The following is a 25,458-nucleotide window of genomic DNA, read 5'->3' as shown; positions in this document are numbered from 1 at the left end:
GCTCAACGCGCGCAGGCGCCGAAATTTCCCCACAACTAACGGGCCGGCCGGCTAGACGCTATTGATATCCTCCATCTCCAGCACCTTCCGCGGATACCCCTCCCGGGCAACATGGATCATGGCGCGGCCCATCTGCTCGGTCGAGGTGACGAGCGAAGGCGAGATCCGGCGCAGCACCGACCAGAGCGGCCAGGTTGCGGTATACACGGCCTGCACCCAGGCGGTCTTGGAACGGGCACCGTGCAGCGGCTGGATCGCCCCCGGCCGGAACATGTAGGCGCCCTTGAACGGCAGCTTGAGCAGATCGTTCTCGGTCTTGCCTTTGACACGCGCCCACATCCGCGAGCCCTGCTCGGTGGAATCGGTGCCGGCGCCGGTGACATAGGTGAAGGTCATCTGCGGATTGAGCCGCGCCAGCGTCGTCGCCGCCGCGAGCGTGAGGTCGTAGGTGAGATGGCGGTAACGCTCCTCGCTCATGCCGATCGAGGAGACGCCGAGGCAGAAAAAGCAGGCGTCGAAGCCTGTGAGCTGGGCTTCGATCGGCGAATAATTCAGGAAGTCATCGTGGATGATCTCGGCGAGCTTGGCGTCGTGTACGCCCGTCGGGCTGCGGCCGATCACGAGCACGCGCTCGATGCCGGGATCGATCAGGCACTCGCGCAGGACGCCCTGCCCGACCATGCCGGTCGCGCCGAAGATGATCACTCGCATCGCGATGTCCCCACCGATGTCGCGGCTCATGCGGCGACCGCGATCTCGTCGAAGGATACACCGGTCAGCGTTGCCGAGACATCCCACAGCATGGCCGCCGCGGCAAAGTCCTTCGCCTGCGGCATGATCCGCGCAGGTACCGGCGGGCCCTTCAATTCATAGAACCAGTTCGGCCCGTAATAGCCGCCGGGCTCGGCGGCCGGCGACGTCGCGGCGAACAATGTGGGCAGCGCACCTTCGGCCGCGGACTGGCTCATCAACGGCTGGAGCAACCGGCCGACCCGCCATTGGAACGTGTTTGCGCCCGGCCCGTTCGCAATGAGATCGGTCCGCGCATAGCCGGGGTGCGCGGCAAGGCTCGTCACGCCCCAGCCGGCGGCGAGGCTGCGACGCTGCAATTCCAGGGCAAACATCAGCATCGCCAGCTTGGACTGGCAGTAGGCCCGCCACGGACGATAGGAGCGCTGGCTATGGAGATCGTCGAAATTGATCGCGCCGGAGCGGTGCGCAAGGCTGGAGAGATTGACGACACGCGCGGCCTTGGCGCGGCGAAGCTGCGGCAACAGGCGTGCCGTCAGCGCGTAGTGGCCGAGATAATTGGTGCCGAGCTGCATCTCGAACCATCCTCGGTCTGCTGCCGCGTCGGCAGCGCCATCACGCCGGCATTGTTGACGAGGAGATCGAGCTGCTCGTTGCCGGCGGCGAAGCGCCTGGCGAAATCGGCGACGGAGGCAAGGCTGGCGAGGTCGAGATGCTCGTACGCAATCAACGCATTGGGAAAGCGTGCGCAAATTCCCTCGATCGCGCGCAGGCCCTTTGCGTCGCTACGCCCGGTGATTATGACAATGGCCCCGGCGCCCGCCAGCGCCATCGCCGTCTCATAGCCGAGGCCGCCCGTCGCCCCGGTCACGACGGCGGTCTTGCCGGCGAGGGAGGGGATGTCTGCCGTCGTCCAGTCCGTCATGCCATGTCTCCGTTCGGGGGCTGGAATGAGGCCCGCGACCGGTCTAAATGTGCACTGAGTGCAAATTTGCAAGAGGTGAAATGATTTGAAGGTTTCGAAGGCCATCGGGAAGCGTGCCAAGCCATTGGCCGTGGAAGGAAAATCGCCGCCGACTGCGGGCCTGCGCCAGCGCAAGCAGCAGGCGACGCGCGAGCGCCTGACCCGCGCGGCGATGGCGCTGTTCCGCGAGCGCGGCTTCGAAGCCACCACGATCGACGACATTGCGGCCAAAGCGGAGATGTCGCGCCGCAGCTTCTTCCATTACTTCGCGTCCAAGGAGGACGTGGTCGCCGCCTGGCAGGAAGATGCCGCGGCCGCGCTGGTCGCCGAGATCCTCGCAAGGCCCGCGGACGAATCCATGCTCACCGCGGCGGAGAATGCCATCGCCGCAGCGGTCAAGCGCGTCGATCCAGCCGAGGCGACGGCGATGTCGCGGCTCAAGCGGGACAACCCCGCGCTTCATGCGCGCGACCAGCTCAAATACGAGAAGCTCGAGCGCGCGCTGGCCGATGGGCTCGCCCAGCGCGCGAAAAGCAAGTCGGACATGGCGAAGGCCCGGCTCGTCGCCATGATCGCCACCGGCGCAATGCGCGTCGGCGGCGACAGCTGGATGGGCGAAGGCGCGCGGGAAAAGCCGGAAGTTTTCGTGAAGCGGACCTTCGATGCGATCCGGGGGATCTTGAAGTGACATTCTTCCCCTCTCCCCTTGCGGGAGAGGGTGGATCAATCGCGCTCTGCGCGATTGAGACGGGTGAGGGGTTGTCTCCGCATACTCACTCTCAAATGCATTCGCGGATAGAACCCCTCATCCGGCGCTTCGCGCCACCTTCTCCCACAAGGGGAGAAGGAAGACACCTTACTCCTTGAAAAACGCCAGCAGGTCGGCGTTGATCGTCTCGGCGTGCGTGGTCGGCATGCCGTGCGGGAAACCCTTGTAGGTCTTCAGCGTGCCCTTCTTGAGCAGCTTGGCCGAGAGCGGGGCGGAATCAGCGTAAGGCACGATCTGGTCGTCGTCGCCGTGCATCACCAGCACGGGGACGTTGATCTTCTTGAGGTCCTCGGTGAAGTCGGTCTGCGAGAACGCAACGATGCCGTCGTAATGCGCTTTCGCACCGCCCATCATGCCCTGGCGCCACCAGTTCTGGATCACCGCTTCGGACGGTTTTGCGCCGGGACGGTTGTAGCCGTAGAACGGGCCTGCCGGGAGGTCGCGATAGAATTGCGTGCGGCTGGCGGCGAGCTGCTTCTGCAGGTCGTCGAACACGCTCTTCGGCAGACCGCCGGGATTGGCTGCCGTCTGCACCATCAGCGGCGGCACCGCGGAGAGGATCGCGGCCTTCGCCACCCGGCTCTCGCCGTGGCGCGCGATGTAGTGCACCACCTCACCGCCGCCGGTGGAATGCCCGACATGGATCGCGTTCTTGAGATCGAGATGCGCGGTGACCGCGGCGAGATCGTCGGCGTAATGATCCATGTCGTGGCCGTCGGCAACCTGCGACGAGCGGCCGTGGCCGCGACGGTCATGGGCGATGACGCGGTAGCCGCGCGTGACGAAAAACATCATCTGCGCGTCCCAATCGTCTGACGACAGCGGCCAGCCATGGCTGAACACGATCGGCTGGCCCGCGCCCCAGTCCTTGAAGAAAATCTCGACGCCGTCTTTGGTGGTGATGGTGGGCATGGGGGGCTCCTTTAGTGAAAGACGTCATTCCGGGGCGCGCGAAGCGCGAACCCGGAATCTGGAGATTGCTAGATCGAGATTCCGGTTCATCGCTACGCGATACCCCGGAATGACGGGCTGTTGGCGATCAGGCAAACGTCATCGGCTTGAAGCGGCGCCAGGCGCCGATCGTCAGCACCACGAAGAACACCAGCACGATGCCCTGCACCACCGCGAACACCGGCCCCGAAGGCGGCGCCGGCGGCACGGCGGGCGCGAGCGCGGCCAGCGCCGGCACCTTCAGGAACGACTGGATCACCAGCACGAAGACGTTGAAATAGAGCGAGATCATCGCGGTGACGATGTAGACCGGACGCCAGACCCCGGAGAGCTTCCTGCCGTAGAGCGCGAAGCAGGCGATCGCGAGCAGCACCAGCGAGATGATGCCGATGATGTGCGAGGGCAGCAGCTCCTTGAACGGAAATAGGAAGCCGGTGGCGCTGGTGAGGATGGTGAACAGCAGGAAGATCGCGGTGAGGCCCGGCATCGAGTTCGAACCGAGCAGGCCGAACATCACGACAAGGCCCGCGGCGATGGCGATCAGGCTGATGATGACATGGACCAGTGTGAAGGCGGGCAGGCTCAACCCAAGGACCATGGCATCTCTCCTACGCTCTGCATTGAGATGAGAGTAGTATTACGCTCCTCATGGGATTACCACATGCGTTGTCGTCACATGCATGTGCACGGCCATGCGCCATCGTGCGAATCGACAAACGCATGGCTGATTTTTTTGCAAGGCTGTCGCAAACGACAGCAGCTTTTCGACGAAAGTTGAAGCGATCGTTCACACGTCCTTGGTGTCGAAGATCAAGATGTCAGCGCCGCCGCTGGCGAATTTCGGCACGTCAGCGCCGGTCGCCTGGCCTTCCGGGCTGGCGAATGCCGCCTGGATGTCGGCAACGCTGCCGAAGGTGAGAATGGCGACGAGATGGATTCCGGTCGGGCCGGCGGGGGAGCCGACCGGCCCCTTGCTGACGGCGTATTTCTTCAGGCCGGGAAGTTTCTTGGCGAGTGGAATGTGGGTCTCGGCATAGTATTTGTCGAAGGCCGCGGCATCCTTGGGCGTTTTGTAGAGCACGACGATTTCAGCCATTTAGTCCTCCCGTTGAATCTTTTGTTCGCTCGTTCAGCTTTCGATCCTCATGGTGAGGAGGCGCGTTAGCGCCTCTGCGGACGATGCTTTCGCATCGCCGCGCGAACCATGAAGGCCCGGGTCGCCATTCCGGGCCTCGATCCTTCGAGACGCCGCTGTCGCGGCTCCTCAGGATGAGGCGATAGTCTGTGGGACAAGGCACGATGGCAAGCCTCATTCGACTTGCCATTTGCTTGTCTTGTCCTTGACTTATTGTTTGAGCACGATCTTTTCGGAAAACCGCTTCACACTTTTCGCTGACGCGGCCCTTCGGGTCCGGATCGTGCTCTAAAGCGCCGGTTTTGCGGCGTCGCCGAGATAGCCGTGCAGGGAGGCGACGACCTGCGCGCCCTCGCCGATGGCGCCGCCGACGCGCTTGACCGAGCCGGAGCGGACGTCGCCGACGGCGTAGACGCCGGGCACCGAGGTCTCGAGCGGCGCCACCAGCTTGCCCTGATTCAGCTCGGACTGCGCGCCGGTGACGACGAAGCCGCCGCGATCGAGCGTCACGCCGCAGCCGTCGAGCCAGCTGGTGGCGGGATCGGCGCCGACGAACAGGAAGAGGTTGCGGATCTCGGCTTCGTCCTCGTCGTCCGAGAGCCGGCTCTTCCAGCGGATGCGCCGCAAGAGCGAGGTCTCGTCGCCCTCGAGCGCGGTGATCTCGGTGTTGAACATCAATTCGATGTTCGGCGTCGCTTCGATGCGCTCGATGAGATAGCGCGACATGCTGGCCCCTAGGCCGCCGCCGCGGATGATCATCAGCACGCGCTTGGCGTGGCCCGACAGGAACACGGCCGCCTGCCCCGCCGAATTGCCGGCGCCGACCAAAGCGACCTCCTCGCCGGCGCAGAGCCGCGCCTCGACCGGCGAGGCCCAGTACCAGACGCCGCGTCCTTCGAACGTGTCGAGGTTCGCGATGTCGGGACGGCGATAGCGCGCGCCGCTCGCGACCACCACCGCGCGCGAGCGCAAGGTGTCGCCGCAATCCAGCGCCAACGCGAAGGCGCCGTTGGTACGCGAGCAATCCAACGAGCTCACCGACATCGGAATCATGATCTCGGCGCCGAATTTCTGCGCCTGGGTGAAGGCGCGCCCCGCCAGCGCCTGGCCCGAGATGCCGGTCGGAAAGCCCAGATAGTTTTCGATGCGCGCGCTGGCGCCGGCCTGGCCGCCGAAAGCGCGGGTGTCGACGACCGCGACCGAGAGGCCTTCGGACGCCGCATAGACCGCGGTTGCAAGTCCCGCCGGTCCGCAGCCGACGATCGCAACGTCGAAGATGCGATCGTCCTTGGCGCCGCCGATCATGCCGATGGCACGGCCGAGCTCGGTCTCGCTGGGATTGCGCAGGACGGTGCCGTCGGCGGTGACGACGAGCGGCCAATCCTCCGGCTTCGGCGAATAGCGCGTGATGATCTCGGCCGCGTCATGCTCGCTGTCGGGGTCGAGCAGATGATGCGGCTGGCCGTTGCGGGTGAGAAAGCCTTGCAGGCGCACCACGCCGACGGAGTTCGACGGCCCGATCAGCACGGGCCCGCCGATGCCGCCCTGGATCAAATTGACCCGGCGCAGGATCAGCGCGCGCATGATGCGCTCGCCCAGCTCGGCTTCGGCCACCAGCAGCGCACGCAGCCGGTTCGGCGGAACGAGGAGCACCTCGACCTCGCCCTCGGCGCGTCCGTCGACCAGCGCCGGCCTGCCCGAGAGCTGGCCGAGCTCGGCCAGGAACTGCCCCGGCCCCTGATCGATCACCGGCGTGACATGGCCGAGCCCGTCGCGCTGGGTGATGGCGACGTGGCCCGCCAGCACCACGAACATGCCGGGACCCTGCTTGCCGGTCTCGAACAGCAGCTCGCCGTCTTTATAGCGCCTCAACTCACCGAAATGGCGCAGGCGCTCGATCTCGGCCGGCGCCAGCGCCGGAAAAGTCTGCTCGGGACGCGTGAACTGCGCCATCAGCGCGCTCCTGTCGGTTCGTTGCACGTCGTCCTTCGCCATCGTCATTCTCGCTCATTCTAGAATCTAGCCGCCGGCCTTCCCGGCGGCTTCCTCGTCGAGGGAACCGTTATCGTTCTGCTTGGGCTCGGTACCTGCGGCGCGTTCACGCGCCTGCACCTTCCGTCGCTTCAGGTTTTCGCGCAGCGCCGATTTCAGCCGGTCGTCCCGGGACGTCTTCGCCTGCCGCGCGCGCTTGTCGTTCTCGTCGGCCATCACGGCTCCATTCACGGGATCGGCGATAACATGCCCCATCAACGTGGCAGCTCAAGAGGCGCGCGCAATTCGATCGTGCGAAACTCCAAATGAGTCGAATCCGGCGAGCCGGCCAACTGGCCAGTTGGGTGGGGATATCGGAACCCGAATCGGCAGAAAGTCGGTCGTTTCGCGCCAAAACGGGCATTTTGGCCCCAATATCGGCCCGATTTTCTCGTTTTGACGGAGCTAGCAAGCTTGCACAGGAGGGGGGGTTGTGGCAGATATCGGCCCGCTTGGTAGGCCCCTTGGCGGCCGATTCTGATCCCAGCACATGCTGCCGTAGCTCAGTGGTAGAGCACTCCATTGGTAATGGAGAGGTCGACAGTTCAATCCTGTCTGGCAGCACCATCTAATTCAAGCACTTAGCAGCAATCGTGCTCATCTCTGCGAGAGAGCCGGAAGCACCACGGAAGCACGGTGAGCGGATCAGCCCCGCTCACCGATGCATCCAAGCGTACTTCAGTGCAGCCGCAGGCAAGCTTCCATCTCACCCCTCGCCTTGAGCATTCGCATTGCCATTGGCAACGTCACCGCGGCGTCGACCTCCACCACGTTGCCGGCAAGGGCTCGAAATTGGCCGGCTGCCTTGCCCTTGAGCGGGGCTAGCATCGCAGCGGCGACTGCTGAACTCACCTGACACTGAACCAGGGCGTACGGTCCATCGATTGTGAGGAGGAGAGCCACGTTCCGGCGAGCGAGTTCGCGGCCGATGTCGGTTTCGCAGGCCAGATTGTCGGAGCGGAGAGCGAGAGATGAGCGCATAACGTTTTGCCTTTCGAGCAAGAGCTAAAGCCCAGGGGCGAAATGACCGACGTTAGACGGCCCCGCGCACCTTTGGGCGTGCGCCTTGGACATACGCGCGCGGCCCCTGGACAAGATTTGTGATCGCCGCTGACCGGATTGGCTATCGGCTAACGTTTCGGGCTTTCGACCCGCGATCAGGATGCGCTCAGTTGAAAATTCGGCAACGAATTTTTTGTCTGGAAAAGTCTAATACGTAAACCCGACAAGCTACCGATTGAACACGCTGGCCTTTCGTTTCAATCGACCGTTCGTTTGTCGAATTAACATCGCGCAAGACCATACAAGAGATCGCTGTGCCGCAGAGGCTTTTGCGACTCGAACATTTGAGCAGCGCCAGCAACTTAGCTAGAATCGGTCTGTCATGAGGAGTGCGTTTCGATGAAAAAGAAAGCCGCGCCCGCAAAAGACCCGGCAGTGATCGCGCTTAATCGCGTCATGTCTGCTCGCAATGATGCAGAGTACGACGCAGCGATAGCGGAGCTTGAGACTTGCCCCGCGCTGACAGCTCAAGGCGTACGCGCGAAGCGCAACCTCGAGCGATCGCGCCAGGCGGCGTTAGAGCAAGGCGATCGCTTGACGGCAGAAGGTCGCATTATGATGCAGCGCTTGGCCGATACGATCGACGAGGGCCTAGCGCTGTTGACGCGGACCGGCATGCGGAAGCGGAGGGCCCGGCCGGTACCCACCCCGGCCCCGCTCCCGCCCCCTAGGGGGGAGGCCCTCGCTCGGCGTCCAAAGGCCGCAAAGCCGCTCGACTAAATTTCAGATTCTTGAGAAGTTCAGGGCGTTTCAACATTTCGTTTTAGTAGGGAGCATCACAGAATGTGGTGGCAGGCAGCAATTTTCGCGGCCGTGACGTTCACACTTGTCACGTTCTGGGCATGGTATCAGGCGCGTGTTGATCCGCAGCGGAATGCGTTCGCTGTAGCGGCGCGAGTCGCTAAGCAGGACCGGGCTTGGGATCACCGAAACAACTCAGATCAACTTGAACCAACGCACACATCTCCCGCGCCCACCATCATGGCGCCCACGTCTGTTTGTCGTTACTGGAAACGAGCGTCTCTCTCAGCCGCTGGTTTGCAATTTCCATGTTCGCACTCGCCTACGCGGGCGGGGTCGTTGGCTCTTTTGAGTTTTTCACGAAGCGCTTCGCTTGCACGGTATTTCCATATGAGGGCCGCCGCTCTTGCGGAGTGGAAGTTGCATTGAACGCGGCGCTCTGGCCATTCGACCTTGGAAAAGAAGCCGCCCGCTGGGCATTCGAACAAGGCGCAAGGCTCGCTCGATTGAACTAAGCCGCTTAACGCCCACCAGCGTCCACTCCTCGCAATACCGATTTTTCACTTCTTAATAACCGCGTCTGAGTTACACTTCATCTCACGGACGCAACGCCGCTTCGCCGACGGCACCCACCGCGCAATCCCGCGCACTTCCTCTCACCCCGTCGGCGAGCAATGTCATCAACGCCATACGACCGTCAAACATCCTTCGCGCTTCAGAGCGCCGAGAATCCCAAAGATCAGATTCCTGGAAATCTCTTCGACGCGGAGTTCAATGCCATCAAGCTGTCGATGGACGACACCCAACAGAACCTGGCCAAGATCCAGGACGACGACGGTGTCCTGAAGCGCGGTTCGGTCGGCCAGGCGCAGTTCGACAGCAGCGTGAGCCTCGGTTTCGCCGCTCCGACGCAGTGGGCGAGCGGGGTCCTCTACACCGCGAACGTCAACACGGTCTTCTACAACTCGATCTTCTACATCGCGAACACGACACACACCTCTGGCCCGAGCTTCGAGCCGGCCAAGTGGGACGAGATCGCCGATTTCACTGCGGCCGCCGCTATTCCGGACGGTTCGATTACGTCAGCGAAGCTGGCCCCGGGGGCTGTAGGTTCTGACAAGCTGGGTGACGGCGTAGTCTCCAATTCGAAACTCGCCACAGGCGCGGTGACGACCAACAAGCTGGCCGACGCCAACGTGACTCCGATCAAACTCAGCTCGGACGTCGGCGCGGCACTGGTGAACAGTATCTTCCCGCCGGGGCTGGTACTTCCATACGCAGGCAGCGCCGCGCCGACCGGTTGGCTACTCTGCCAGGGTCAATCGTTGCTGCGCGCGGACTATCCGGGCCTGTTTGCCGCGCTGGGCACCATCTTCGGTTCTACCGACGGCACTCATTTCAACGTGCCTGATTTGCGGGGGCGTGTGCCGATCGGCGTGGACGGCGGAGCAAATCGCGTCACGACCGCTGGCGGAGGCATCGATGGCGCAACGCTCGGCGCTTCTGGGGGGCAGCAGAACCACACGTTGCTGACGGCAAATCTGCCGCCTTACACGCCGGCCGGCACGATCACGAACGGTGCGATTTCCATCTCGTCCAACGCCATCACCGGCAGCACCACTACGGGCGGCGGCGGTTTCCCGGCCGGTAGCAACACGAGCGCAACGATTACCGCGTCGCAAGGCGCATCGACGTTCACCGGCGCCGCTCAGGGCGGCTCGAGCACGCCGGTTCAGACGCTCCCGCCGGGCATTGTCCTCAACTACCTCATCAAGGCGCACTGAGGATGCCCCAACTCATCGAATTCGAGGGGCGTCGTCACGAGTTTCCCGATGACTTCACACAAGCAGACATCCAGCGCGCGTTGAGCTCGATGGCAAGTGCGCCGCGGCTGCCTGAAGTGGGAGCATCCGAACGCCGATATCGGATGGCCAACGGCAGCGGGACGGTGTCAGACCCGAAGCCAATTCAAGTGCAGGGACCCGACGGAGCGATCGTTGAATTTCCGGCGGGCACTTCCAACGAGGATATGACCGTGGCGCTTCAGAAGCACTACGGTGCGCCTGGGCAGACAATTCCAGCATTGCCTCCTGGCTACACGCTGGACCAGCCGGCCGCCGTGCCGCCACTGCCCTCTGGTAATATGCTCGATCGAGCCCGAAGTGCGCGGAAGGCCACTGAAGCCGAAGTCGACCGATCGGTCGTCGGCACTTTGATCCGCGAAGACCCGCGCGACGCTGCGTCAAGCATCCTTGCCGATAAGTACGGCGGGCCGAAGAAGCTGGATGAAATCAATGCGCTGGTGCGGAATGACGCGCAAGCGATGCGCGGATGGAAGGCAGCGATGTCGGAAGTTCTGGCCGACAAGGTTCAAGGCACGCGGCGGGTGGGCGAGACACTCGAGGTCCAATTCGCGCGGCTGGCCAAGGAGTTCAAAGACAACGAAACGCTGCTCGCGAAGACCTTCTCGCCTGAGGAGATGAACAATCTCCGCCAGGCGCATAAGATCCTGTCTTACTTCAAGGAGGCCGAGAAGCGGGCAACGGTCGGCAGCGACACCGCGGAGAAGATCGGCATACCCACCGGCGTGCAACTCGCGTTTCGGCACATCTATGGAGATCTAAAAGGCGGTGGCGTCATCAAGCGCATGAAGCTGCTTCTCGAGATGCTCCCATCCGGACGGCAAAACGTGGATGAGATTGTCAATGCTGCGTGGTTCGACCCGAACTTGGCAGCGTATCTGCTCGAGCGACCGGTGAAGAACTACAACGTGCCTCGATATAACCTCGACCTGCGCCGGCTCATCGCTGCGGCGAACGCCTCGCGCGACCAGTAACTCCACGGAAACGGGAGAGAACAAGTGACCGCTTTGATCGCTTCATCCGACCTGACCGACCAACAGCGCGAGCTTGTGCGCTGCATTGTTGTGGAGGGGCGCCCTCCAGAGGAGGCCGCCGTGATGGCCGGCTATCACCCGAAGTCCGTCTACAGGGCCTTGCGCCTGCCGGCGGTTGCGGAGGCCATCTCGGCATCCATCCAACTCGATCTCGCCGCCGTGGGGGCGCCGCTAGCCTACCGAGTGGCGAAGTCTCTCCTCCAGGACGAACGTGTCAGCGCGCGGGTTCGCGCGGACCTATCGATGAAGGTGCTCGATCGAGCTGGCCACATTGCGCCCACGAAGAAGGATCTCGCGCCGCAGCGCAAATCACTGTCGGAGATGTCACGCGACGAACTCGCCGCGTTCATTGAGACCAACCAGGCTCAGATCGACAAGATCGAGGGAGAGCTGGCATCGCGGGCGACGGACGTTTCGCCGCAAAGAACCGAGCCGGCGTTTCTGAGCTAAAGGCATCGGACAGATGAACCATGGGGTTAAAACCGCACAAATTGGCGGTAGCAGGGACGGCCTCGAAGACCCATGCGGCGCCAGCTCTCCAACCGCCAGATCGCGGGGCCCCTCGACGCTGGCGCCAGTCGCGCTGGTTCCCGTCAGGCTTGTAGCGCACGCGGCTAGGCCAATGGCCGGGTATAACCCGTCTCGAGAGTTCACAGTTTACCCGCTTGGGCGCGGATTGTACTTCCCGCTAGCGGAACTTCTGCTAGAATCGGCTATTCCTTCACGAATTGCATCGTGGGGGCGTCGGGGAATTCCGTGAAACGCGCCGTAAAACCTACCGCAACTGAACTATCTGCACTGACTCGCTTCTTCTCGGCTGCCGTATTCCGGGAAATGGCGAAGAAGGGGCGGTCAGCCTTGTTGGCTCGGTTGCTTGGTCAGACCGAGGTTGCCGACAAGTGCGGCCGACGAGCAACCGTAGCGGATGCTTTCGACGCTGCCTTCGCGGTATTACAACAGGCAGGCCAGCGGGACGAGTACATCTATCGCGCGGCACTCGCCCACAAAATCCTTATGGGCAGGCACTCGCTGCGCACAGCCTCGATGCTCAACGAATTTCGGGCCGGAGCGTGCAAGGCGGACATCGTCATCCTCAACGGCACGGCGACCGTCTATGAGATCAAGTCCGAGCGGGACTCGCTCGCGCGTCTGGCCAATCAGGTTGAGCATTACAAGCGCGTATTCGCCTCGGTGAACGTGATCGCCAGCGAAGGGCATGTTGCAGGCGTGTTCGCTGTGGTGCCCGAAGACGTCGGCGTGATGTGCCTTTCGAAACGCTACCGGATTTCAACCGTGCGAGATGCGGTCGATTCTCCAGAGCGAATTTGCCCGGTGACGGTATTCGAGTCCTTGCGGAGCGCCGAGGCCGCTACGATCCTAAAGGCGTTGAACGTGCCGGTGCCCGTCGTGCCGAACACGCAGCGTCATGCAGCGATGAGAAAACTGTTCCAGTCCCTCGATCCAGCCGAGTTGCACGGCGAGATGGTGCGTACGCTTAAGCGCACCCGAAATCTCGCGCCGCTCAACGAGCTTGTTGATCAGTTGCCGCGGTCATTGCAGGCCGCCGCGCTGTCAATTCCGGTGCGCAGGGCCGATCATGGCCGGATCGTGGAAGCTGTCTGCACGCCGCTCGATATCGCAAAGGCGTGGGCATAGCGCCGGATGTACCACCCATATTTCCGCGGCAAGCAATTCGAACTGATTGCAGTACGTGAGACTGCGCCAACGCTCGCCGCCATGGGGTTCGTGCCGATCATTGAGCCGGTGCGCGAATCTTTGAGCGGCCTCGAAAAAGCCCTTAAGGCGATCTGCGAAGCGGGCGGTCGGGCGATCGTGATCGTGAATCCGTATCATGGCGATCATCAGGAGGACGGCGCGAGCATCACAAATCTGCTTCAAGGGGGCTACATCGGCAACGACGCAATCTCGGCGGGGATTCTCCTGCGGAGCGACATGGCTATTGCCGATGCAACTGCGAAGTATGAGGCGCACGCGGACCATAATCCAACGTTTGTTCATGCCGGTTTCACGGCGCAGAAATCCCTTGCTGATTATCTCGGCAGTGGGCTCGCGGCGTCGAGGCACGTGTTCATCGAAGATCACGCGAATACGCTCTATCGCAAGCACTTCGAGGGTAGCACACGGGTCCTCGTGCGCGATGGCTTCAAACGGCGAAAGAACGCTGAATATGCCAAGATAGAATTCGAAGAATTCTCTGAACTGCACCTCACGTACAGTAGCGATCTGAATATGCAGGGATTCGGCGATTTCCTTATCGTCGGCGACAGCTATTCTGAGACCGGCGGCCCAGCCTATGCGGTTGCCATTCATCTCACGTTCGTCGATCCTGAAAAGGACGATGTCATGTACATCTACCACTTCGTTTCGACGACGAACGATACTCCCACCGATCCCGCAGGAAAGTTCGCTCAAGCACTCAAAAAGCTAATTGATAAGCTCAACACTGGAAATTCGAAGTTATTCGAGACGAATGCGATCAAAGAGTTTCGAGAACTTCATGCCAAAGGCCATTTTCCAGGCCTCGGCTATGTGAAAAAGCTCTCGATGAAGCACCACGTCGAGACATTGGCCAAGTATTTCGGTTGATCCTCGCATGGCCAAGCGGCGGTGCTGCCCAGAGTGCTTCGATGATCACGGGTTGCGGACTAGTATTTTCCCATCGCTAGGACCGAGCAATGGGACTTGTGACTTTTGCGGCTGCAAGAATGTGCAGCTTGTTGAGCCCAAGGCGCTGGGCACTGTTTTCGAAATGCTGTCTAACGTCTATGAGCGTGATCCGGATGGACAGTCGCTCGTCGAATGGATGAAGGAAGATTGGAAACTCTTTTCTCACCCGAGAATGGATGTTGCTCACGCTAAAGAATTGCTTGGCGAAATTCTCGATGACGGAGAGATTGTGCGCCAAACATTCTCACCGTCCTCGAGCTATAAGAGCGAGGGTCTTGCCAAGTGGGAGACGCTCCGTGATGAAATGATGCACAAGAACCGCTGGTTTCTTGATATGGAGATTGATAAGGAGCAGTTGGCTGACCTATTAGGCATGCTCATAATTAGAAACTTGCCGCCGAATTGGTTTCGAGCACGCATACGAACTGGCGATAGGAGTTATCCTATCGATGAAATGAATGCTCCGCCAAAGCATTTGGCTTCGCATGGACGCGCCAACCCAGCGGGCATTCCTTATCTCTATCTTGGCTCGAAGCCGGAAACGGCGTCCGCGGAGATTCGACCACACACCGGAGATGTCGCTTGTGTGGCGGACTTCACTGTTCCTGCGATCACCGCAGTCGATTTGCGCGACCCGCGGAAACTCGTCTCGCCATTCATTCTCTCGGATGCGAGTCAAATTGGTCAGCTTCGGGCCGACCTTCCCTTCCTTGAACGGTTGGGCGATGAGCTAACCCGGCCGGTTGTTCCGCAGCGTGTGGCGATCGATTATATCGCAAGCCAATATCTGTGTGAGTTCATCAAAAAGCGAGGCTTCGACGGGGTGGTGTATCGCAGCTCGGTGAGCGACGGCATAAACCTCGCTCTTTTCGATCCGAGCAAAGCGAAAGGCGGAACGGTAAAGCTCTACAATATTGCGCGGGTCCATGTGGACGTGGAGCCGGGCTGACGACGCCCCACTTGTCCGGAGGCGGCGCCGTGAAACTGCGGCGAAATCAACACCTCAGTCGAACTTCTTTTTTCTTAGGGGCTGATAGCGCCGGCTTCGGCGGTCGCCTCTTCGGATCCTTCCAATTGAAGTGACCGCGGGTCGGCAGCGGGATCTGATATCGCTTGCAAAGACCACGCAATGCGGTCTCGGTGATGCCGAGATCGGCGCCTGCGCGGATCATGGTCTTGCTCCAAACGAGATTGAAGAGCTTCGCCCTGGTAATTCTAACGTGCGTTCCGCGTATTCGGACATCGATGCCGCGAAATTTCCGCGGACGTTTGATGCCGTGCTTCCGCTCGAAAACCTTGGTGGCTTCTGCTTCGAGCCTCGCCCGCCGGCGCGTCAATCGCGCAGGGTCGGGATACGGACCTGGCGCGCATGCCTTCTTGAGCCTGTAGTATCGGCGCGCCCACGACTGCTGCTCTTCGTCATCGAACGGATAGAAAGGGACATCCGGCACGGTCCATGCGATATGCATCGGGAGAAAGCTTGGCCGATCGAGGTCGAAGTCCCACCAGATCGCGCAGCCCATCCGAGCTTGGTGATAGTCGGTCGCTAGGCCATCGATCGTCACCGCACAATACATCGGATCGCCACCTCTGCGCGCGACTGGCGCGACGATGCCGATGTTGAGGAGTTCCTCGAGCTCCGACGAGCGGATCCTCAAGCGCTTGAGCACCTGGTGTTCGTAGTAAAGCGGCGGTTCTGACACGGATGCTCCTCGTTCTTGGAGCACCCGGCCACGGTCAATTGCTGTCTGTCAAATTGTGGGACTTGCGGCCTATTCGGGCAGAAAGAGCTCTTTTCGTTCAGAGCGGCAATTGGGTTGTCGGGTTTGTCTAGCCGTCGCGTCACGCGCTTTGTCGCGGACCAGCCTCCCCAACGGAGGGGGGGCGGACGATCTCAAGCCGTGTGTGGGGATGCCGCAATGTGGCATCGGCCGCGGCCGACTGATCTGCCCTTTTGAGCACACAGCCCCGATGCAATCCACCAGCTGCGCATCTTGTAGAAAGAGCGTCTGCCGTCTAGTCTGCTCAACCATGAGAAAGCAGGAGGGAATTCAAGCTGCGCGCGCGGTCGCGGCGATCGGCATTCTTTATTTCCACTCATGGGTTGCTTTGGTCCGCTTTCCGGAAGGGCGTTCATTCCAGATTCCGATCTGGACGGACTACGGCGGTCTTGCGGTCGACCTGTTTTTCGCTATCAGCGGCTATGTTATCTGCCTCGTCGTGACGAAGCCGCAATTCAGCCCGGTGCCCTTCCTGATCAAGCGAGTGTTTCGCCTTTACCCGATCTGGTTGATCACATTGACGGCCTTTGCCGCTCTCGCGCTTCTTTGGCGCGCTCCTACTGTGACCGAAACTTGGGGGTACTTCCTGTATTCCGCCACTCTGCTGCCGACCAAAGACCTGCCGTTCTATAATGTTGGTTGGAGCTTGCAGCACGAGATGGTCTTCTATCTTCTCGCTGCCGTCCTCGTCCCGCTCGGAGGCGTACAGGCACTAGCGGCATTCCTCGTAGCGTCCAGCCTTGCAGCATACACCGTCGATATGCCCTGGTATCTCTCTTCGCTCGCATTGCACCACTCGGAATTTTTAGCAGGAGTTCTCGCTTACTTGCTGGCTCCGCGGCTAGAGCGATTTGGAGTCCTTGCGCCGCTTTTCGTTGGGGTCTGTCTGCTTTGGGCGTTGATGCTGTTTGCGGGTTACATCTACATCGGTCCTGCGATGTTCTTCATCGTTGTAGCCTTTGCCAACCTGCGCACAGTGCCACAATGGGCTGTAGCCCTAGGGGATGCTTCCTACTCGATTTACCTCATCCATCCGATCGTGTTCTTGGTTGCGTCGGCTGCGGCTAGCAAATTAGCGGCAAGACCTTTGTGGCTTGCCGAGCCGCTCCGCGCGGTCTCGATAGGTGCGATCATTCTGCTCGCGCTCGCTTCCTACCGATGGTTGGAAAAACCGACCATTCGGCTGGGGAATATCGTTGCAGCGAGATCGCAAGCGAGAAAGCAGCCTCAGATCGCCTAGGGTGGTTTCGCGCATGGCAAATGGCCCGCGGCGTGAACGCGGACGGAACATCGGGAAATCGTTCACCTAAAGGTACAGCACTGTCCAGTTCGCTTTATTGGTCAATGTTTCTGGGAGAGCGTCCACCGACGCTTGGACATGGGCAATCAACAAAACGTCTACAGGCCACACATAGATGGCCTTCGAGCCATCGCAGTCTCGCTTGTTGTGTTGTATCACGCGTTCCCCGCCGTGCTTCCTGGCGGGTTCATCGGCGTCGATATCTTCTTTGTTATTTCCGGCTACCTGATCACTGGCATCATCGATCGAGAGACCAGCCGCGGCGGTTTCGCACTTTTCGGCTTCTATGTGCGGCGAGTGCGGAGAATCTTTCCTGCACTTCTAGTCGTGCTCGTCGTCACTTTGGGCCTTGGTTACAGGTACCTTCTTCCCGAGGCCTATCGACAACTCGGCATCGACACTATGGCGAGCGCCGCGTTCTCAGCGAACATCGCCCTGATGCTCCAGTCCGGCTACTTCGACATCGAGTCGGCCAAGAAGCCGCTTCTGCATTTGTGGTCGCTCGGCATCGAGGAGCAGTTCTATCTGCTCTGGCCGCTGGTCCTCATGATCGTGTCGCGGCTTGGCGCAAGCATCTTCCGTGTCGCCTTTTTTCTCGGCGCTGCTTCCTTCGCGCTCAATCTCGCGATGGTAGGGAGCCAGCCGGTTGCAACCTTCTATCTGCCGTTCACCCGAGCCTTCGAGCTCTTGGCAGGCGCAGCGCTGGCGGTCGGCTGGCAGTGGACGGGCGGAGGGAAATGGCACGACATTCGCGCGCTCGCGGGCATATCGCTGATTGGCGTGGCGGCGCTGCTACTCGATAGCTCCGCTCCGTTCCCCGGATGGAGGGCTGCGCTTCCTGTATTCGGCGCCGTTCTGCTGATCGCAGCGCCTGGCGCATGGGGCTGCCGCTTCATCCTTTCGAGCCGGCCTATGGTGTGGGTCGGTCTCATCAGCTATCCGCATTACCTCTGGCACTGGCCGCTTCTCGTCTTCGCCGCGATGATCAAGACCGCCGCGCTGACGGATATCGAGCGCGGGCTGATCGTCTGTCTCAGCTTGATTTTGGCTTGGGCGACCTACCAGCTGATCGAACTTCCGATCCGGTTCGGCCGCGCGCCGGCGGCCAAGGTCGGCGGGTTGGCTGCTGGCATGGTGATGATCGCCGCCGCGGGCATTGTCGTTGTTCGGTGGAACGGCTTTGAGTCTCGGCTGCCGGCGCAGGTTCGTGAAATCGCTTCGGTTAAGACGGACGCGTCTGGATGGCGCGTCGCTGAATGTCTCTTGGATCTCGGACACCAGACCACGTTCGCCGACACTTGTGTTGATCGCAACAAGCGTCCGATGATCCTCTTGTGGGGCGACTCGACAGCGGGCGCGCTCCTTCCAGGCCTGCGCCGCGCTCAACACGACCGCGAGTTCGGTGTCGCACAATTCACCGCCAATTCTTGCTTGCCTGCGCTAGATGGCCCTGAGACTTGTCGCGAGAACAACGCAAGGGTGCTCGAGATCGCAGTCAATCTTGATCCAGATATCGTCTTGCTGCACGCCTATTGGGGAGCCGACTTCCAAGGTGTTGCAGATCTCATCGCCGCTCTGAAAAAACGCACACATGCGCGGATTGTTGTTCTTGGTTCAGTTCCGATTTGGCGCCGCGGGCTGCCTCAAGAGGTGCTTCTGTATTACTTGCAGCACCAAAAGATGATCCCGGAAAGGTCGAACGAAGGGCTTTCGCGAAACTGGCAGGACGACGTCATGCGGCAGAAACTCGCCCCCCTGGGGACCGAGTACATCTCAGCACGGGACGTGCTTTGCGACGCGAGTGGCTGTCTGACCCGCCTTGGACCGACGGCGAGCGATCTAACCTCCAGCGATACCGTCCATCTGACAGAGGGCGCATCCTTGCTTCTCATCGCGGGATTAATCGACAAGGTGCTCGGAACTTCAGCCTTCGAGCGCTAGAAGCCCGGAATCCCGTGCGTTCTAAAAGTCGGCTATATGACGTAACTGCAAACTTGCCGAACATTTCATCCCCCGATGTCTCAGGCTAGTTACGCGCAGGCCTTGAAGCTGCAGCGCCCGCTTCCGGACGGGGCGCTACAAATCGTCGCCCGCGGCGTGAAGGAAGACGCGGCCCCGGCGACCTAGCGTTCTGCACAGCCCTGCAGAACACGTGGACAAGCCCCAGCTCTGCCGATTGCGAATCCCTGACCCATGCTAACCGCCCGGAACGAGCGTGTGGGCGGAAGGATTCATTCCAGCAGGAGCGATCTCGATGCTGATGACGAGGGATAGACGAACGGCGATCAGAACGCTGCGCGGCTGGGCGATCTCCCTGCTGCAGGAAGCCGGCGCCATCCGCGAGTGCGAGGAGCACGGCTGGATGCAGGACCGCGCCGACCCGCACGCGCGCGAGCGCGCCTTCGACATCGCACGTCGGGATCCGCCGCCGGGCATCTCTCAAGCCGAAGCCGTAGCCGAGGTCCGCGATGTCCTGGAATCGATCGGCGATACCTGCCCGGAGTGCCCGACAGAGTCCGATTAGACGGCTTCGCCGCTCCAACCGTCCTCATGGCGGCAGCCGCCCGCAGACGCGTGAGCCTCGCCAGAGCGCTCTGGATCCCAAGATATCTCGCCACCGTCAGCCGCGATCGCGAGCCGGCACGCCCCCTTGACGCCGAAGCCAATCCATCCATATAACATCCACGTGGATGATATTTGGATGGTGACGTTATGCCGAGCAACGTTCACGACATTCGACCAAAGCCTTCCGACACGGAAAAAATCACGATCAATCTTGGTTTTGTCGATCTCGGTCAGGTCGATTTGATGGTGCAGGAAGGCTTCTACTCGAACCGCACGGATTTCATCCGGACCGCCATCCGCAACCAGCTCGAACGCCATGCCGACGTGGTCAAGCAGTCGACGGCGCGAAAGAGCCTGGACCTGGGCTTGCGAAACTACAGCCGCGAGGATCTCGAGGCGGCGCGGAGGGCGGGCGAGATGCTGCACATCAATGTTCTAGGTCTCGCCACCATCGCGCAGGACGTCACGCCCGAGCTTGCCCGCGCGACGATTGCATCGGTCTCTGTGCTGGGGGCCCTGCATGCCAGTCCGGCGGTCAAGTCCGCTCTCGCTGACAGGACGAGGTAAGGTCATGTTGAACCGGGACATCATCCGCGAAGCCACACGCCTCACACGCTCGGGCCAACTCGTCGAGGCCACCGAGCTGCTTCAGCGCATGCTTCGGGGCGAGAAAGAACGGGGCGCTACCGCACCGATGGCCGGCCACCCCGCCCTTGCAGCAGGAGGAGAGCCGCCGACCATCGACGCCAAGGCGAACGCCGCCGAGACGAGGCGTCCGCGTCGGGCGGCCCAGCCGGCAGTGGAAATCGCCAAAAACCTCCACGGGTTCGGACTGGGAGGGGCCCTGAGGCGTGCGCCGCCTTCCATGGCGGACATCGTGCCGGACGGCGCCAAGTTCGTCGAAGGAGTCTACGCAAATGCCGCTGGAAGCCGCGCCTACCGGCTCTTCATCCCGAGCGGCTATCATGGCCAAGCCATTCCGCTGGTAGTCATGCTCCACGGCTGCACGCAGTCGCCGGAGGATTTCGCCGCCGGCACGCGGATGAACTTCTGTGCCGAAGAACAGACCTGCTTCGTCGCCTATCCCGCGCAGCGGGCCGAAGCGAACCAGGCGAAATGCTGGAATTGGTTTCGGCCGGCCGATCAGCAGCGCGGCGGAGGCGAGCCCTCGCTCATCGCCGGCATCACCCGGCAGATCATGCGCGACCATTCGATCGATCCGGAACGCGTCTACGTCGCCGGGCTGTCCGCTGGAGCCGCGGCTGCGGCTGTCATGGGATCGACGTACGGCGATCTCTATGCAGCGATCGGCATTCATTCCGGACTGGCCTGCGGAGCAGCCAGCGACCTTCCCTCCGCGCTGATGGCCATGAAGCAAGGCGGCGGACCTGAGGCAATGCCGAGCGACGGCCCGCCCGTGCCGACAATCGTCTTCCACGGCGATCGCGACACCACGGTGCATTCCAAAAACGGCGCTCAGATCGTCCGACAGGCGATCGGCGGATTCCGCACAACGGCCAAGGTGCATCGCGGGCGGGTACCTGGAGGGCACGCCTACACCCGCATGGTCCACACCGACGCACGCGGGCGCGCAATCCTCGAACACTGGGAAATCCACGGAGCCGGACACGCATGGTCGGGAGGCAGCCCCGCCGGCTCCTACACCGATCCAGACGGACCGGATGCGACGAGGGAGATGCTGCGTTTCTTTCTCGAACATTCGCTGCAGCGGAGACAAAATTACTAGCGTCGCCTAGGACGCAACGATCAGGTCTTGGGCTTGTGCTTGACGGCCGCCTCGCGAGCCAGCCGCTCCGCCTTCAGGCGCTCCCGGTTTGCATGGAATGTCTGTTGGTCGCGCTCATACTTCGAGGCCGGTACGCTGGCGCCTGAATCTCGAAACACCTTTGGAGCTTCACGCTCGACCGCAGTCGGCGCTCTACGGTTCGATATGCGTTGCACATTGCTCCCTCCTCTAGGCGCAAATGGTCCTTGCGCTATAACTGCGCATTCGGACCGCCAACCGCGATGGCGTCCGCTCCAACAGCAAGCGGATGGGAACCGCGCCCGCAGACAACAAGAGTCTCCGCTAACTCGCTTGCAATAGGTTGCTGAAGTATTTTTTATGACTTGTTTTCGCGCGAAGTGACTTTATCTCAGCGCCATGGATATCAGCGACACTCAGGACTACGCGATTCAAGCAAAGCTAGCTGGCGTAGTAGGCGCGACTGTATTCTATCGCGTGTTCGCTGGTGTCCGGTTTGCTGAGGTCGACGGACCGCTGCTCTACGTCTATGCGAAGGATGAAAGCATCGCCGCGGAGATCGAAGAGGACTTCGCCTTGGTGATTGCGGATTTGGCTACGGAGATCTTGAAACAGGTGATTGAGGTCGTCGTCGTGCTACCCAAAGTCCTTCAGTAGCAGCCGCTGGAAGCAACCCGCAGCTTGCCACCAATGCGAAATAGCCGGTGACGGTAGCTTACGGGTCAAAAAAAAAACGGCTCCCACCTGATCGTCCATGTCGATTGATGAACGTGCGGTCCAGGTGGCCCAGCCTTGCGGACCACGAGAATCGCCGCCATGACATCCATCAATTGTCTCGGGCTGGGGCCGGGGGGCTGAATTGAAACTGACCGATCAACTTGCCTTTGCCGACCCGGAAACCGCCGCACGCAAGCTGGTGGAGATCGCCGCCGCCACGCCGGCTGTGCAGGACGGCCGGATCTACATCGAACGGATCAACGCGCAGTTCGTGTCCTTGTTGAAAGGCAGCCGCGGGCATCCGGAGTTCGGCGACGGCCTCCGCTACGCGATCGAGCGTGGCTGGCTTTGGATGCATGAAAGCGGCACCTATCTGAAGCTGATGCCGCCCGGGCAGGACCTCCTCTCGTCCTAGTTCTCGGTTTGGACCGACAATTTCCAAATCGCACGACGGTTTGTTCATTGGCCGTTGGAAGAGGCCGCCCACTGCCGCTCCGCTTACTGCTCGTGAGAGGTCTGCCTTTGTGCTTTCTCCGCCATCGCCATCCACTCTTCAGCCAGCATTAGCCATGCCTGCTTGTCGGCAGTGCGAGTGGCTTTCTCTGCCTCATCAAAGCAAGCCTTCGCTTCGCGGAGGTATCTGGCAGCGATGTCTTCCATGAGCGGAAAATGCGTAGGCGGACCAAAAGTGCCCACAAAAAAGCCGCAGGCTCTGCTCTGGAACAGGCCCGCGGCGTGCCACGCCAATGGGGGGAAAGACGCGACACGATATACGCTACCACGAACGCGAAGTTCGCCGCTTCCTAACTATTGCCATGGCGGATTCACATTTGTTGTCGCGGGAACTAAAAGACGTCGGAAGATTCGGCAAACCGGGCTGTTTGAATAGTTCACGTAGATCGCTTTCACCCGGTCACTTGACCTTGCGCGGCCGCAACGAACTTAATTGCTTCGGCCTTACGTCGACCAGTCTGGTTCGATCGGCACGAGACCGGACTCGCGTGCGGGTTCTGTCCCCAGGGCAAACTGGAATAACTAACCTGCTGCACATCCTTGGCTGCGAAGGGGTCGCGCCCGACTTCGTCCGGCCTTTGCTGGCCAATGCGCACCACGAGTGGCCTCTGAGTCGCCGGTATCGAATACTTCGCAACGCAAGCATCGCGGACATTGAAACTGGACTAGCCGGTAGAAGCCGGACACAGGACCAGAGACCGCCATCGGCCAAGCCCCACACTGCGGGCAGTACGGCAAGATGCAATCGGAGAACGACATTGCGTAGCTCGGTTCATGGCCGTTCTCCGACGAACCGGCTTCATTCTCACAAGTTCCTCGTGAGCAGCACTACGTTGCTTGTGGACGTTCACCCCTTTCTAGCGCTTCTAACCTGTCGAGTTGACCAGCGACGCCAGCAAAGCTCCTGGCGATGTTCCTCAATAGAAAAGCTTGGTCCTCAGAAATGTTGGGAGATTTGGCGAGGGTCTTGTAATGTTGCGCGATGCTTTTGCATTGGGCTGCAGTAATCATGAGAGCTCCCAAGTCGACAACCAATAAGTCAACATTTTAACGACGCAACTTCTAGCAAATCTGTAACGTAGGCGGAGAATTTCTATTCGCAAAGGCCCCTGACCCACCGGGCCTTGCGGGTTGATTGACGAGAACCACTAGTCCTCCCGCTGGACTTCTCCAAAATGTCCGCCGTCGGCCTTAGTTCCTGTGAATGATTCGCAACCAGTAGCTCGGCTCCCTACTTTAAACTGCGGTCACTGGAGTTCTCGCGTATGACCTTCCCGTCAATCGTCCCGAACGATCGCTTGGATAAGGACTTCTATCTTGTACTCGAGGAGTTTCGAGATGGCGCGGCCTTCCGCGAAACCGACGAAGGCATCGACCATCGGACCTTGATCGAAGACCTGCTTGCCGGTCAATATGGTCAGGTACTGCGTGTCGTCGCTTTCAACCCGATTGAGGGCTGGTCGCGGGACGCCTCGGAGGATGTTGCGCTTGAGCTTGAGCAGCGCATCGCGGCCGGAGGACACGGCATCGATGATGCCTTGAAGGACTTCATCGAGAGCCAGCTTGGGCACGCGATCGGTGTGCAGTTGGCGCTTCCGCTGCGGATGGGACACGCCGCATGACCTGCGCGCGTTGTGACGGCACTCATTGGGTCTGCGAGAACCATCCTGAGCGCCCCTGGGAGGGACCAAGGGCCTGCGGCTGCGGCGGCGCGGGTGCGCCCTGCCCCGTCTGCAACAAGGTTCGCGACGACGAGATGCCATTGCTGCCTGACGGCTTTGAGACCAGCTTTACGACCACCGACATCATGCGTCCATTTCTTCGCAAGCCAGCGAAACATTAGCCGACCTTGACGCATTTGGCGCGACCGGCTTGGATTAAGGGGCTGTTGGAGCACGCGTCATGCGTATCTCGCCGTCGATCGTGCCCGGCTCCGACCGGGACATCTATCTCGTGCTCGATGACTTCGGCGGCCGCCTTGGTCAGGCATGAACCGAGACTGACGAGGAGCACACTGACCGAGACGCTGCTGCGGCACCTCATGGAGGGGCAATATAGCAACTCCGTCCGCATCGTCTGTTTCAACCAGGCGAGGGATGGTCGAGGGACGCTTCTGAGGACATCGCCGAGGAACTCCAACAGCGCTGCGCCGATCGTTCCGCCCTCCCTTGAGGAATTTCTACAAACCTACGGGCGCCAGGCGGATATTCAATTAACGCTCCTGTAGGGCGGCGTTCTGCCGCAACTTCACTCCCGCTCGCTCATGTTGTAAATCTTCCGACTTCGCACCGGAACGCGAGTACCAGATGGGAGGGAAAGAAGAATGCCGCTGTTCGAGGTCAGCATCTGCTTCTGCACTCCCGGCAAGACATGGCACGAAGACACATCGAGGGACGTGACCAGCGTCGTTGAGGCGCGCAACGGCGTGCTCGCAGCCAAGTCCGTACTGGACGGACTTGAGTTCGACGAGCGCGCGGAGCTGGTTCATTTCATCCACATCGGGTACCCGAGGGCGCCTCCCGACCAGCGAAGATGACCTCGTTTGGCCTGCTGGTCGTTGCCATTATCGGCATCCTATTCGCCGCAGCGCTCGTATCGCCAGCGGAGCGGCACGCCTTTCTGAGCCGAGCCCGCCGCATGGTCGGCATCCTGCTCTGGCTCGCCTTGTTCGTGCTGCTCGTGAGCCTCTGGTCGCGGATCGGCTAATGATTTTCGCAGCCAAAGTGCTCAAGCGAACAGAGGCAGGGCGCGAGGGCCGCTAGGCTTTTGGACACTTTGCATCGGCATGTGTGTGCCAAGTCGGCGGCCCGGCCCCTCGACCCTCAACCGC

26 protein-coding genes, 1 tRNA gene and 2 pseudogenes are annotated in these 25,458 nt (G+C 61.0%); 19 read left to right on the top strand and 10 right to left on the bottom strand.

Going from position 1 to position 25,458, the window contains the following annotated elements; genetic code table 11:
- Window positions 1–51: 51 nt before the first annotated feature.
- Together AAFG16_RS03955 and AAFG16_RS03950 are read right to left on the bottom strand one after the other, a co-directional pair.
- Window positions 52–711: an epimerase gene (locus tag AAFG16_RS03955; protein ID WP_283086799.1), complete on the bottom strand. Its 660-nt coding sequence runs from the start codon at window positions 709–711 to the stop codon at window positions 52–54.
- A gap of 26 nt (window positions 712–737) precedes the next feature.
- Window positions 738–1,675: pseudogene (locus tag AAFG16_RS03950) on the bottom strand (SDR family oxidoreductase).
- Between the two features lie 85 nt (window positions 1,676–1,760).
- Between AAFG16_RS03950 and AAFG16_RS03945 the strand changes: the two are divergent.
- Complete coding sequence (locus AAFG16_RS03945; RefSeq protein WP_342737482.1) at window positions 1,761–2,402, top strand: helix-turn-helix domain-containing protein; 642 nt, start codon at window positions 1,761–1,763, stop codon at window positions 2,400–2,402.
- A gap of 168 nt (window positions 2,403–2,570) precedes the next feature.
- Here the strand turns inward: AAFG16_RS03945 and AAFG16_RS03940 are convergent, their stop codons facing one another.
- The 5 genes from AAFG16_RS03940 to AAFG16_RS03920 all read right to left on the bottom strand — a co-directional run bounded on the left by AAFG16_RS03940 (window position 2,571) and on the right by AAFG16_RS03920 (window position 6,777).
- A complete protein-coding gene (locus AAFG16_RS03940; protein WP_283083551.1) occupies window positions 2,571–3,395 on the bottom strand; it encodes an alpha/beta hydrolase in 825 nt (274 codons plus the stop codon).
- Window positions 3,396–3,522: 127 nt separating this feature from the next.
- Window positions 3,523–4,032 carry a hypothetical protein gene (locus tag AAFG16_RS03935; protein ID WP_283083550.1) on the bottom strand — a complete coding sequence of 170 codons (510 nt, stop codon included), beginning with the start codon at window positions 4,030–4,032 and terminating at the stop codon, window positions 3,523–3,525.
- A gap of 189 nt (window positions 4,033–4,221) precedes the next feature.
- Complete coding sequence (locus tag AAFG16_RS03930; protein WP_283083549.1) at window positions 4,222–4,530, bottom strand: EthD family reductase; 309 nt, start codon at window positions 4,528–4,530, stop codon at window positions 4,222–4,224.
- A 327-nt stretch (window positions 4,531–4,857) separates the two neighbouring features.
- Window positions 4,858–6,564, bottom strand: a complete 1,707-nt coding sequence (locus tag AAFG16_RS03925) for an FAD-dependent oxidoreductase (RefSeq protein ID WP_342737479.1) — start codon at window positions 6,562–6,564, stop codon at window positions 4,858–4,860.
- Window positions 6,565–6,588: 24 nt separating this feature from the next.
- Window positions 6,589–6,777 carry a hypothetical protein gene (locus AAFG16_RS03920; RefSeq protein ID WP_342737477.1) on the bottom strand — a complete coding sequence of 63 codons (189 nt, stop codon included), beginning with the start codon at window positions 6,775–6,777 and terminating at the stop codon, window positions 6,589–6,591.
- 315 nt (window positions 6,778–7,092) lie between these two features.
- Between AAFG16_RS03920 and AAFG16_RS03915 the strand changes: the two genes are divergently transcribed.
- Window positions 7,093–7,167 (top strand) — tRNA-Thr (locus tag AAFG16_RS03915).
- Between the two features lie 111 nt (window positions 7,168–7,278).
- Here AAFG16_RS03915 and AAFG16_RS03910 read toward each other — a convergent pair.
- Window positions 7,279–7,581 carry a hypothetical protein gene (locus tag AAFG16_RS03910; RefSeq protein ID WP_342737475.1) on the bottom strand — a complete coding sequence of 101 codons (303 nt, stop codon included), beginning with the start codon at window positions 7,579–7,581 and terminating at the stop codon, window positions 7,279–7,281.
- Between the two features lie 1,496 nt (window positions 7,582–9,077).
- On the opposite strand from AAFG16_RS03910, the gene AAFG16_RS03905 reads away from it, so the two are divergent.
- The 6 genes from AAFG16_RS03905 to AAFG16_RS03880 all read left to right on the top strand — a co-directional run bounded on the left by AAFG16_RS03905 (window position 9,078) and on the right by AAFG16_RS03880 (window position 14,936).
- Window positions 9,078–10,187, top strand: a complete 1,110-nt coding sequence (locus AAFG16_RS03905; RefSeq protein WP_342737473.1) for a tail fiber protein — start codon at window positions 9,078–9,080, stop codon at window positions 10,185–10,187.
- A gap of 2 nt (window positions 10,188–10,189) precedes the next feature.
- Window positions 10,190–11,239 (top strand): hypothetical protein, encoded by a 1,050-nt coding sequence (locus tag AAFG16_RS03900; protein ID WP_342737471.1) that lies wholly within the window; start codon window positions 10,190–10,192, stop codon window positions 11,237–11,239.
- Window positions 11,240–11,263: 24 nt separating this feature from the next.
- The gene (locus tag AAFG16_RS03895) at window positions 11,264–11,749 is read left to right on the top strand and encodes a hypothetical protein (protein ID WP_342737469.1); all 486 of its coding nucleotides are present in this window, start codon (window positions 11,264–11,266) and stop codon (window positions 11,747–11,749) included.
- A gap of 306 nt (window positions 11,750–12,055) precedes the next feature.
- Window positions 12,056–12,955: a sce7726 family protein gene (locus AAFG16_RS03890; RefSeq protein ID WP_342737467.1), complete on the top strand. Its 900-nt coding sequence runs from the start codon at window positions 12,056–12,058 to the stop codon at window positions 12,953–12,955.
- 6 nt (window positions 12,956–12,961) lie between these two features.
- A complete protein-coding gene (locus AAFG16_RS03885) occupies window positions 12,962–13,906 on the top strand; it encodes a sce7725 family protein (RefSeq protein ID WP_342737465.1) in 945 nt (314 codons plus the stop codon).
- A gap of 121 nt (window positions 13,907–14,027) precedes the next feature.
- On the top strand, window positions 14,028–14,936 hold the full coding sequence (locus AAFG16_RS03880) for an RES family NAD+ phosphorylase (RefSeq protein WP_342737463.1): 909 nt from the start codon (window positions 14,028–14,030) through the stop codon (window positions 14,934–14,936).
- 46 nt (window positions 14,937–14,982) lie between these two features.
- On the opposite strand, the gene AAFG16_RS03875 is transcribed toward AAFG16_RS03880, so the two are convergent.
- Entirely contained in the window at window positions 14,983–15,552 is a 570-nt protein-coding gene (locus AAFG16_RS03875; protein ID WP_342737461.1) for a hypothetical protein, read from the bottom strand.
- Between the two features lie 466 nt (window positions 15,553–16,018).
- On the opposite strand from AAFG16_RS03875, the gene AAFG16_RS03870 reads away from it, so the two are divergent.
- The 8 genes and pseudogenes from AAFG16_RS03870 (at window position 16,019) to AAFG16_RS03835 (ending at window position 22,530) form a co-directional block, all read left to right on the top strand.
- Window positions 16,019–17,008 carry an acyltransferase gene (locus tag AAFG16_RS03870; RefSeq protein ID WP_342737459.1) on the top strand — a complete coding sequence of 330 codons (990 nt, stop codon included), beginning with the start codon at window positions 16,019–16,021 and terminating at the stop codon, window positions 17,006–17,008.
- A gap of 138 nt (window positions 17,009–17,146) precedes the next feature.
- The gene (locus AAFG16_RS03865) at window positions 17,147–19,009 is read left to right on the top strand and encodes an acyltransferase family protein (protein WP_342740847.1); all 1,863 of its coding nucleotides are present in this window, start codon (window positions 17,147–17,149) and stop codon (window positions 19,007–19,009) included.
- A gap of 96 nt (window positions 19,010–19,105) precedes the next feature.
- Window positions 19,106–19,195, top strand: a pseudogene (locus tag AAFG16_RS03860) (SOS response-associated peptidase); the annotation flags it as partial.
- Window positions 19,196–19,322: 127 nt separating this feature from the next.
- On the top strand, window positions 19,323–19,592 hold the full coding sequence (locus AAFG16_RS03855; protein WP_342737457.1) for a hypothetical protein: 270 nt from the start codon (window positions 19,323–19,325) through the stop codon (window positions 19,590–19,592).
- 188 nt (window positions 19,593–19,780) lie between these two features.
- On the top strand, window positions 19,781–20,200 hold the full coding sequence (locus AAFG16_RS03850) for a CopG family transcriptional regulator (protein ID WP_342737455.1): 420 nt from the start codon (window positions 19,781–19,783) through the stop codon (window positions 20,198–20,200).
- A gap of 4 nt (window positions 20,201–20,204) precedes the next feature.
- A complete protein-coding gene (locus AAFG16_RS03845) occupies window positions 20,205–21,380 on the top strand; it encodes a PHB depolymerase family esterase (protein WP_342737453.1) in 1,176 nt (391 codons plus the stop codon).
- A gap of 417 nt (window positions 21,381–21,797) precedes the next feature.
- Entirely contained in the window at window positions 21,798–22,055 is a 258-nt protein-coding gene (locus AAFG16_RS03840) for a hypothetical protein (RefSeq protein WP_342737451.1), read from the top strand.
- 202 nt (window positions 22,056–22,257) lie between these two features.
- Window positions 22,258–22,530, top strand: coding sequence for a hypothetical protein (locus AAFG16_RS03835; RefSeq protein ID WP_342737449.1), 273 nt, complete (start codon window positions 22,258–22,260; stop codon window positions 22,528–22,530).
- Window positions 22,531–22,613: 83 nt separating this feature from the next.
- On the opposite strand, the gene AAFG16_RS03830 is transcribed toward AAFG16_RS03835, so the two are convergent.
- On the bottom strand, window positions 22,614–22,775 hold the full coding sequence (locus AAFG16_RS03830; protein WP_342737447.1) for a hypothetical protein: 162 nt from the start codon (window positions 22,773–22,775) through the stop codon (window positions 22,614–22,616).
- A gap of 1,118 nt (window positions 22,776–23,893) precedes the next feature.
- On the opposite strand from AAFG16_RS03830, the gene AAFG16_RS03825 reads away from it, so the two are divergent.
- The 3 genes from AAFG16_RS03825 to AAFG16_RS03815 all read left to right on the top strand — a co-directional run bounded on the left by AAFG16_RS03825 (window position 23,894) and on the right by AAFG16_RS03815 (window position 25,334).
- Complete coding sequence (locus AAFG16_RS03825) at window positions 23,894–24,250, top strand: hypothetical protein (RefSeq protein WP_342737445.1); 357 nt, start codon at window positions 23,894–23,896, stop codon at window positions 24,248–24,250.
- Between the two features lie 701 nt (window positions 24,251–24,951).
- Window positions 24,952–25,164, top strand: a complete 213-nt coding sequence (locus AAFG16_RS03820) for a hypothetical protein (RefSeq protein WP_342737443.1) — start codon at window positions 24,952–24,954, stop codon at window positions 25,162–25,164.
- Entirely contained in the window at window positions 25,161–25,334 is a 174-nt protein-coding gene (locus AAFG16_RS03815; RefSeq protein WP_342737441.1) for a hypothetical protein, read from the top strand. The genes AAFG16_RS03820 and AAFG16_RS03815 overlap by 4 nt, the downstream gene beginning before the upstream one ends.
- The last annotated feature ends 124 nt before the right edge of the window (window positions 25,335–25,458 follow it).

Origin of the sequence: Bradyrhizobium sp. B117, assembly GCF_038969555.1 — a bacterium.
GTDB lineage: Bacteria > Pseudomonadota > Alphaproteobacteria > Rhizobiales > Xanthobacteraceae > Bradyrhizobium.
The sequence above is the reverse complement of the archived record's forward strand: the minus strand, read 5'-3'. Positions and strand labels throughout refer to the sequence as shown.

Excerpts from the sequence above, each read along its gene's own strand:
- AAFG16_RS03955 (WP_283086799.1), bottom strand. The coding sequence starts at position 711 with ATGCGAGTGATCATCTTCGGCGCGACCGGCATGGTCGGGCAGGGCGTC.
- AAFG16_RS03940 (WP_283083551.1), bottom strand. The coding sequence starts at position 3,395 with ATGCCCACCATCACCACCAAAGACGGCGTCGAGATTTTCTTCAAGGAC.
- AAFG16_RS03935 (WP_283083550.1), bottom strand. The coding sequence starts at position 4,032 with ATGGTCCTTGGGTTGAGCCTGCCCGCCTTCACACTGGTCCATGTCATC.
- AAFG16_RS03930 (WP_283083549.1), bottom strand. The coding sequence starts at position 4,530 with ATGGCTGAAATCGTCGTGCTCTACAAAACGCCCAAGGATGCCGCGGCC.
- AAFG16_RS03925 (WP_342737479.1), bottom strand. The coding sequence starts at position 6,564 with ATGGCGAAGGACGACGTGCAACGAACCGACAGGAGCGCGCTGATGGCG.
- AAFG16_RS03920 (WP_342737477.1), bottom strand. The coding sequence starts at position 6,777 with ATGGCCGACGAGAACGACAAGCGCGCGCGGCAGGCGAAGACGTCCCGG.
- AAFG16_RS03910 (WP_342737475.1), bottom strand. The coding sequence starts at position 7,581 with ATGCGCTCATCTCTCGCTCTCCGCTCCGACAATCTGGCCTGCGAAACC.
- AAFG16_RS03905 (WP_342737473.1), top strand. The coding sequence starts at position 9,078 with ATGTCATCAACGCCATACGACCGTCAAACATCCTTCGCGCTTCAGAGC.
- AAFG16_RS03900 (WP_342737471.1), top strand. The coding sequence starts at position 10,190 with ATGCCCCAACTCATCGAATTCGAGGGGCGTCGTCACGAGTTTCCCGAT.
- AAFG16_RS03885 (WP_342737465.1), top strand. The coding sequence starts at position 12,962 with ATGTACCACCCATATTTCCGCGGCAAGCAATTCGAACTGATTGCAGTA.
- AAFG16_RS03870 (WP_342737459.1), top strand. The coding sequence starts at position 16,019 with ATGAGAAAGCAGGAGGGAATTCAAGCTGCGCGCGCGGTCGCGGCGATC.
- AAFG16_RS03865 (WP_342740847.1), top strand. The coding sequence starts at position 17,147 with ATGGGCAATCAACAAAACGTCTACAGGCCACACATAGATGGCCTTCGA.
- AAFG16_RS03855 (WP_342737457.1), top strand. The coding sequence starts at position 19,323 with ATGCTGATGACGAGGGATAGACGAACGGCGATCAGAACGCTGCGCGGC.
- AAFG16_RS03850 (WP_342737455.1), top strand. The coding sequence starts at position 19,781 with ATGCCGAGCAACGTTCACGACATTCGACCAAAGCCTTCCGACACGGAA.
- AAFG16_RS03845 (WP_342737453.1), top strand. The coding sequence starts at position 20,205 with ATGTTGAACCGGGACATCATCCGCGAAGCCACACGCCTCACACGCTCG.
- AAFG16_RS03840 (WP_342737451.1), top strand. The coding sequence starts at position 21,798 with ATGGATATCAGCGACACTCAGGACTACGCGATTCAAGCAAAGCTAGCT.
- AAFG16_RS03830 (WP_342737447.1), bottom strand. The coding sequence starts at position 22,775 with ATGGAAGACATCGCTGCCAGATACCTCCGCGAAGCGAAGGCTTGCTTT.
- AAFG16_RS03825 (WP_342737445.1), top strand. The coding sequence starts at position 23,894 with ATGACCTTCCCGTCAATCGTCCCGAACGATCGCTTGGATAAGGACTTC.
- AAFG16_RS03820 (WP_342737443.1), top strand. The coding sequence starts at position 24,952 with ATGCCGCTGTTCGAGGTCAGCATCTGCTTCTGCACTCCCGGCAAGACA.
- AAFG16_RS03815 (WP_342737441.1), top strand. The coding sequence starts at position 25,161 with ATGACCTCGTTTGGCCTGCTGGTCGTTGCCATTATCGGCATCCTATTC.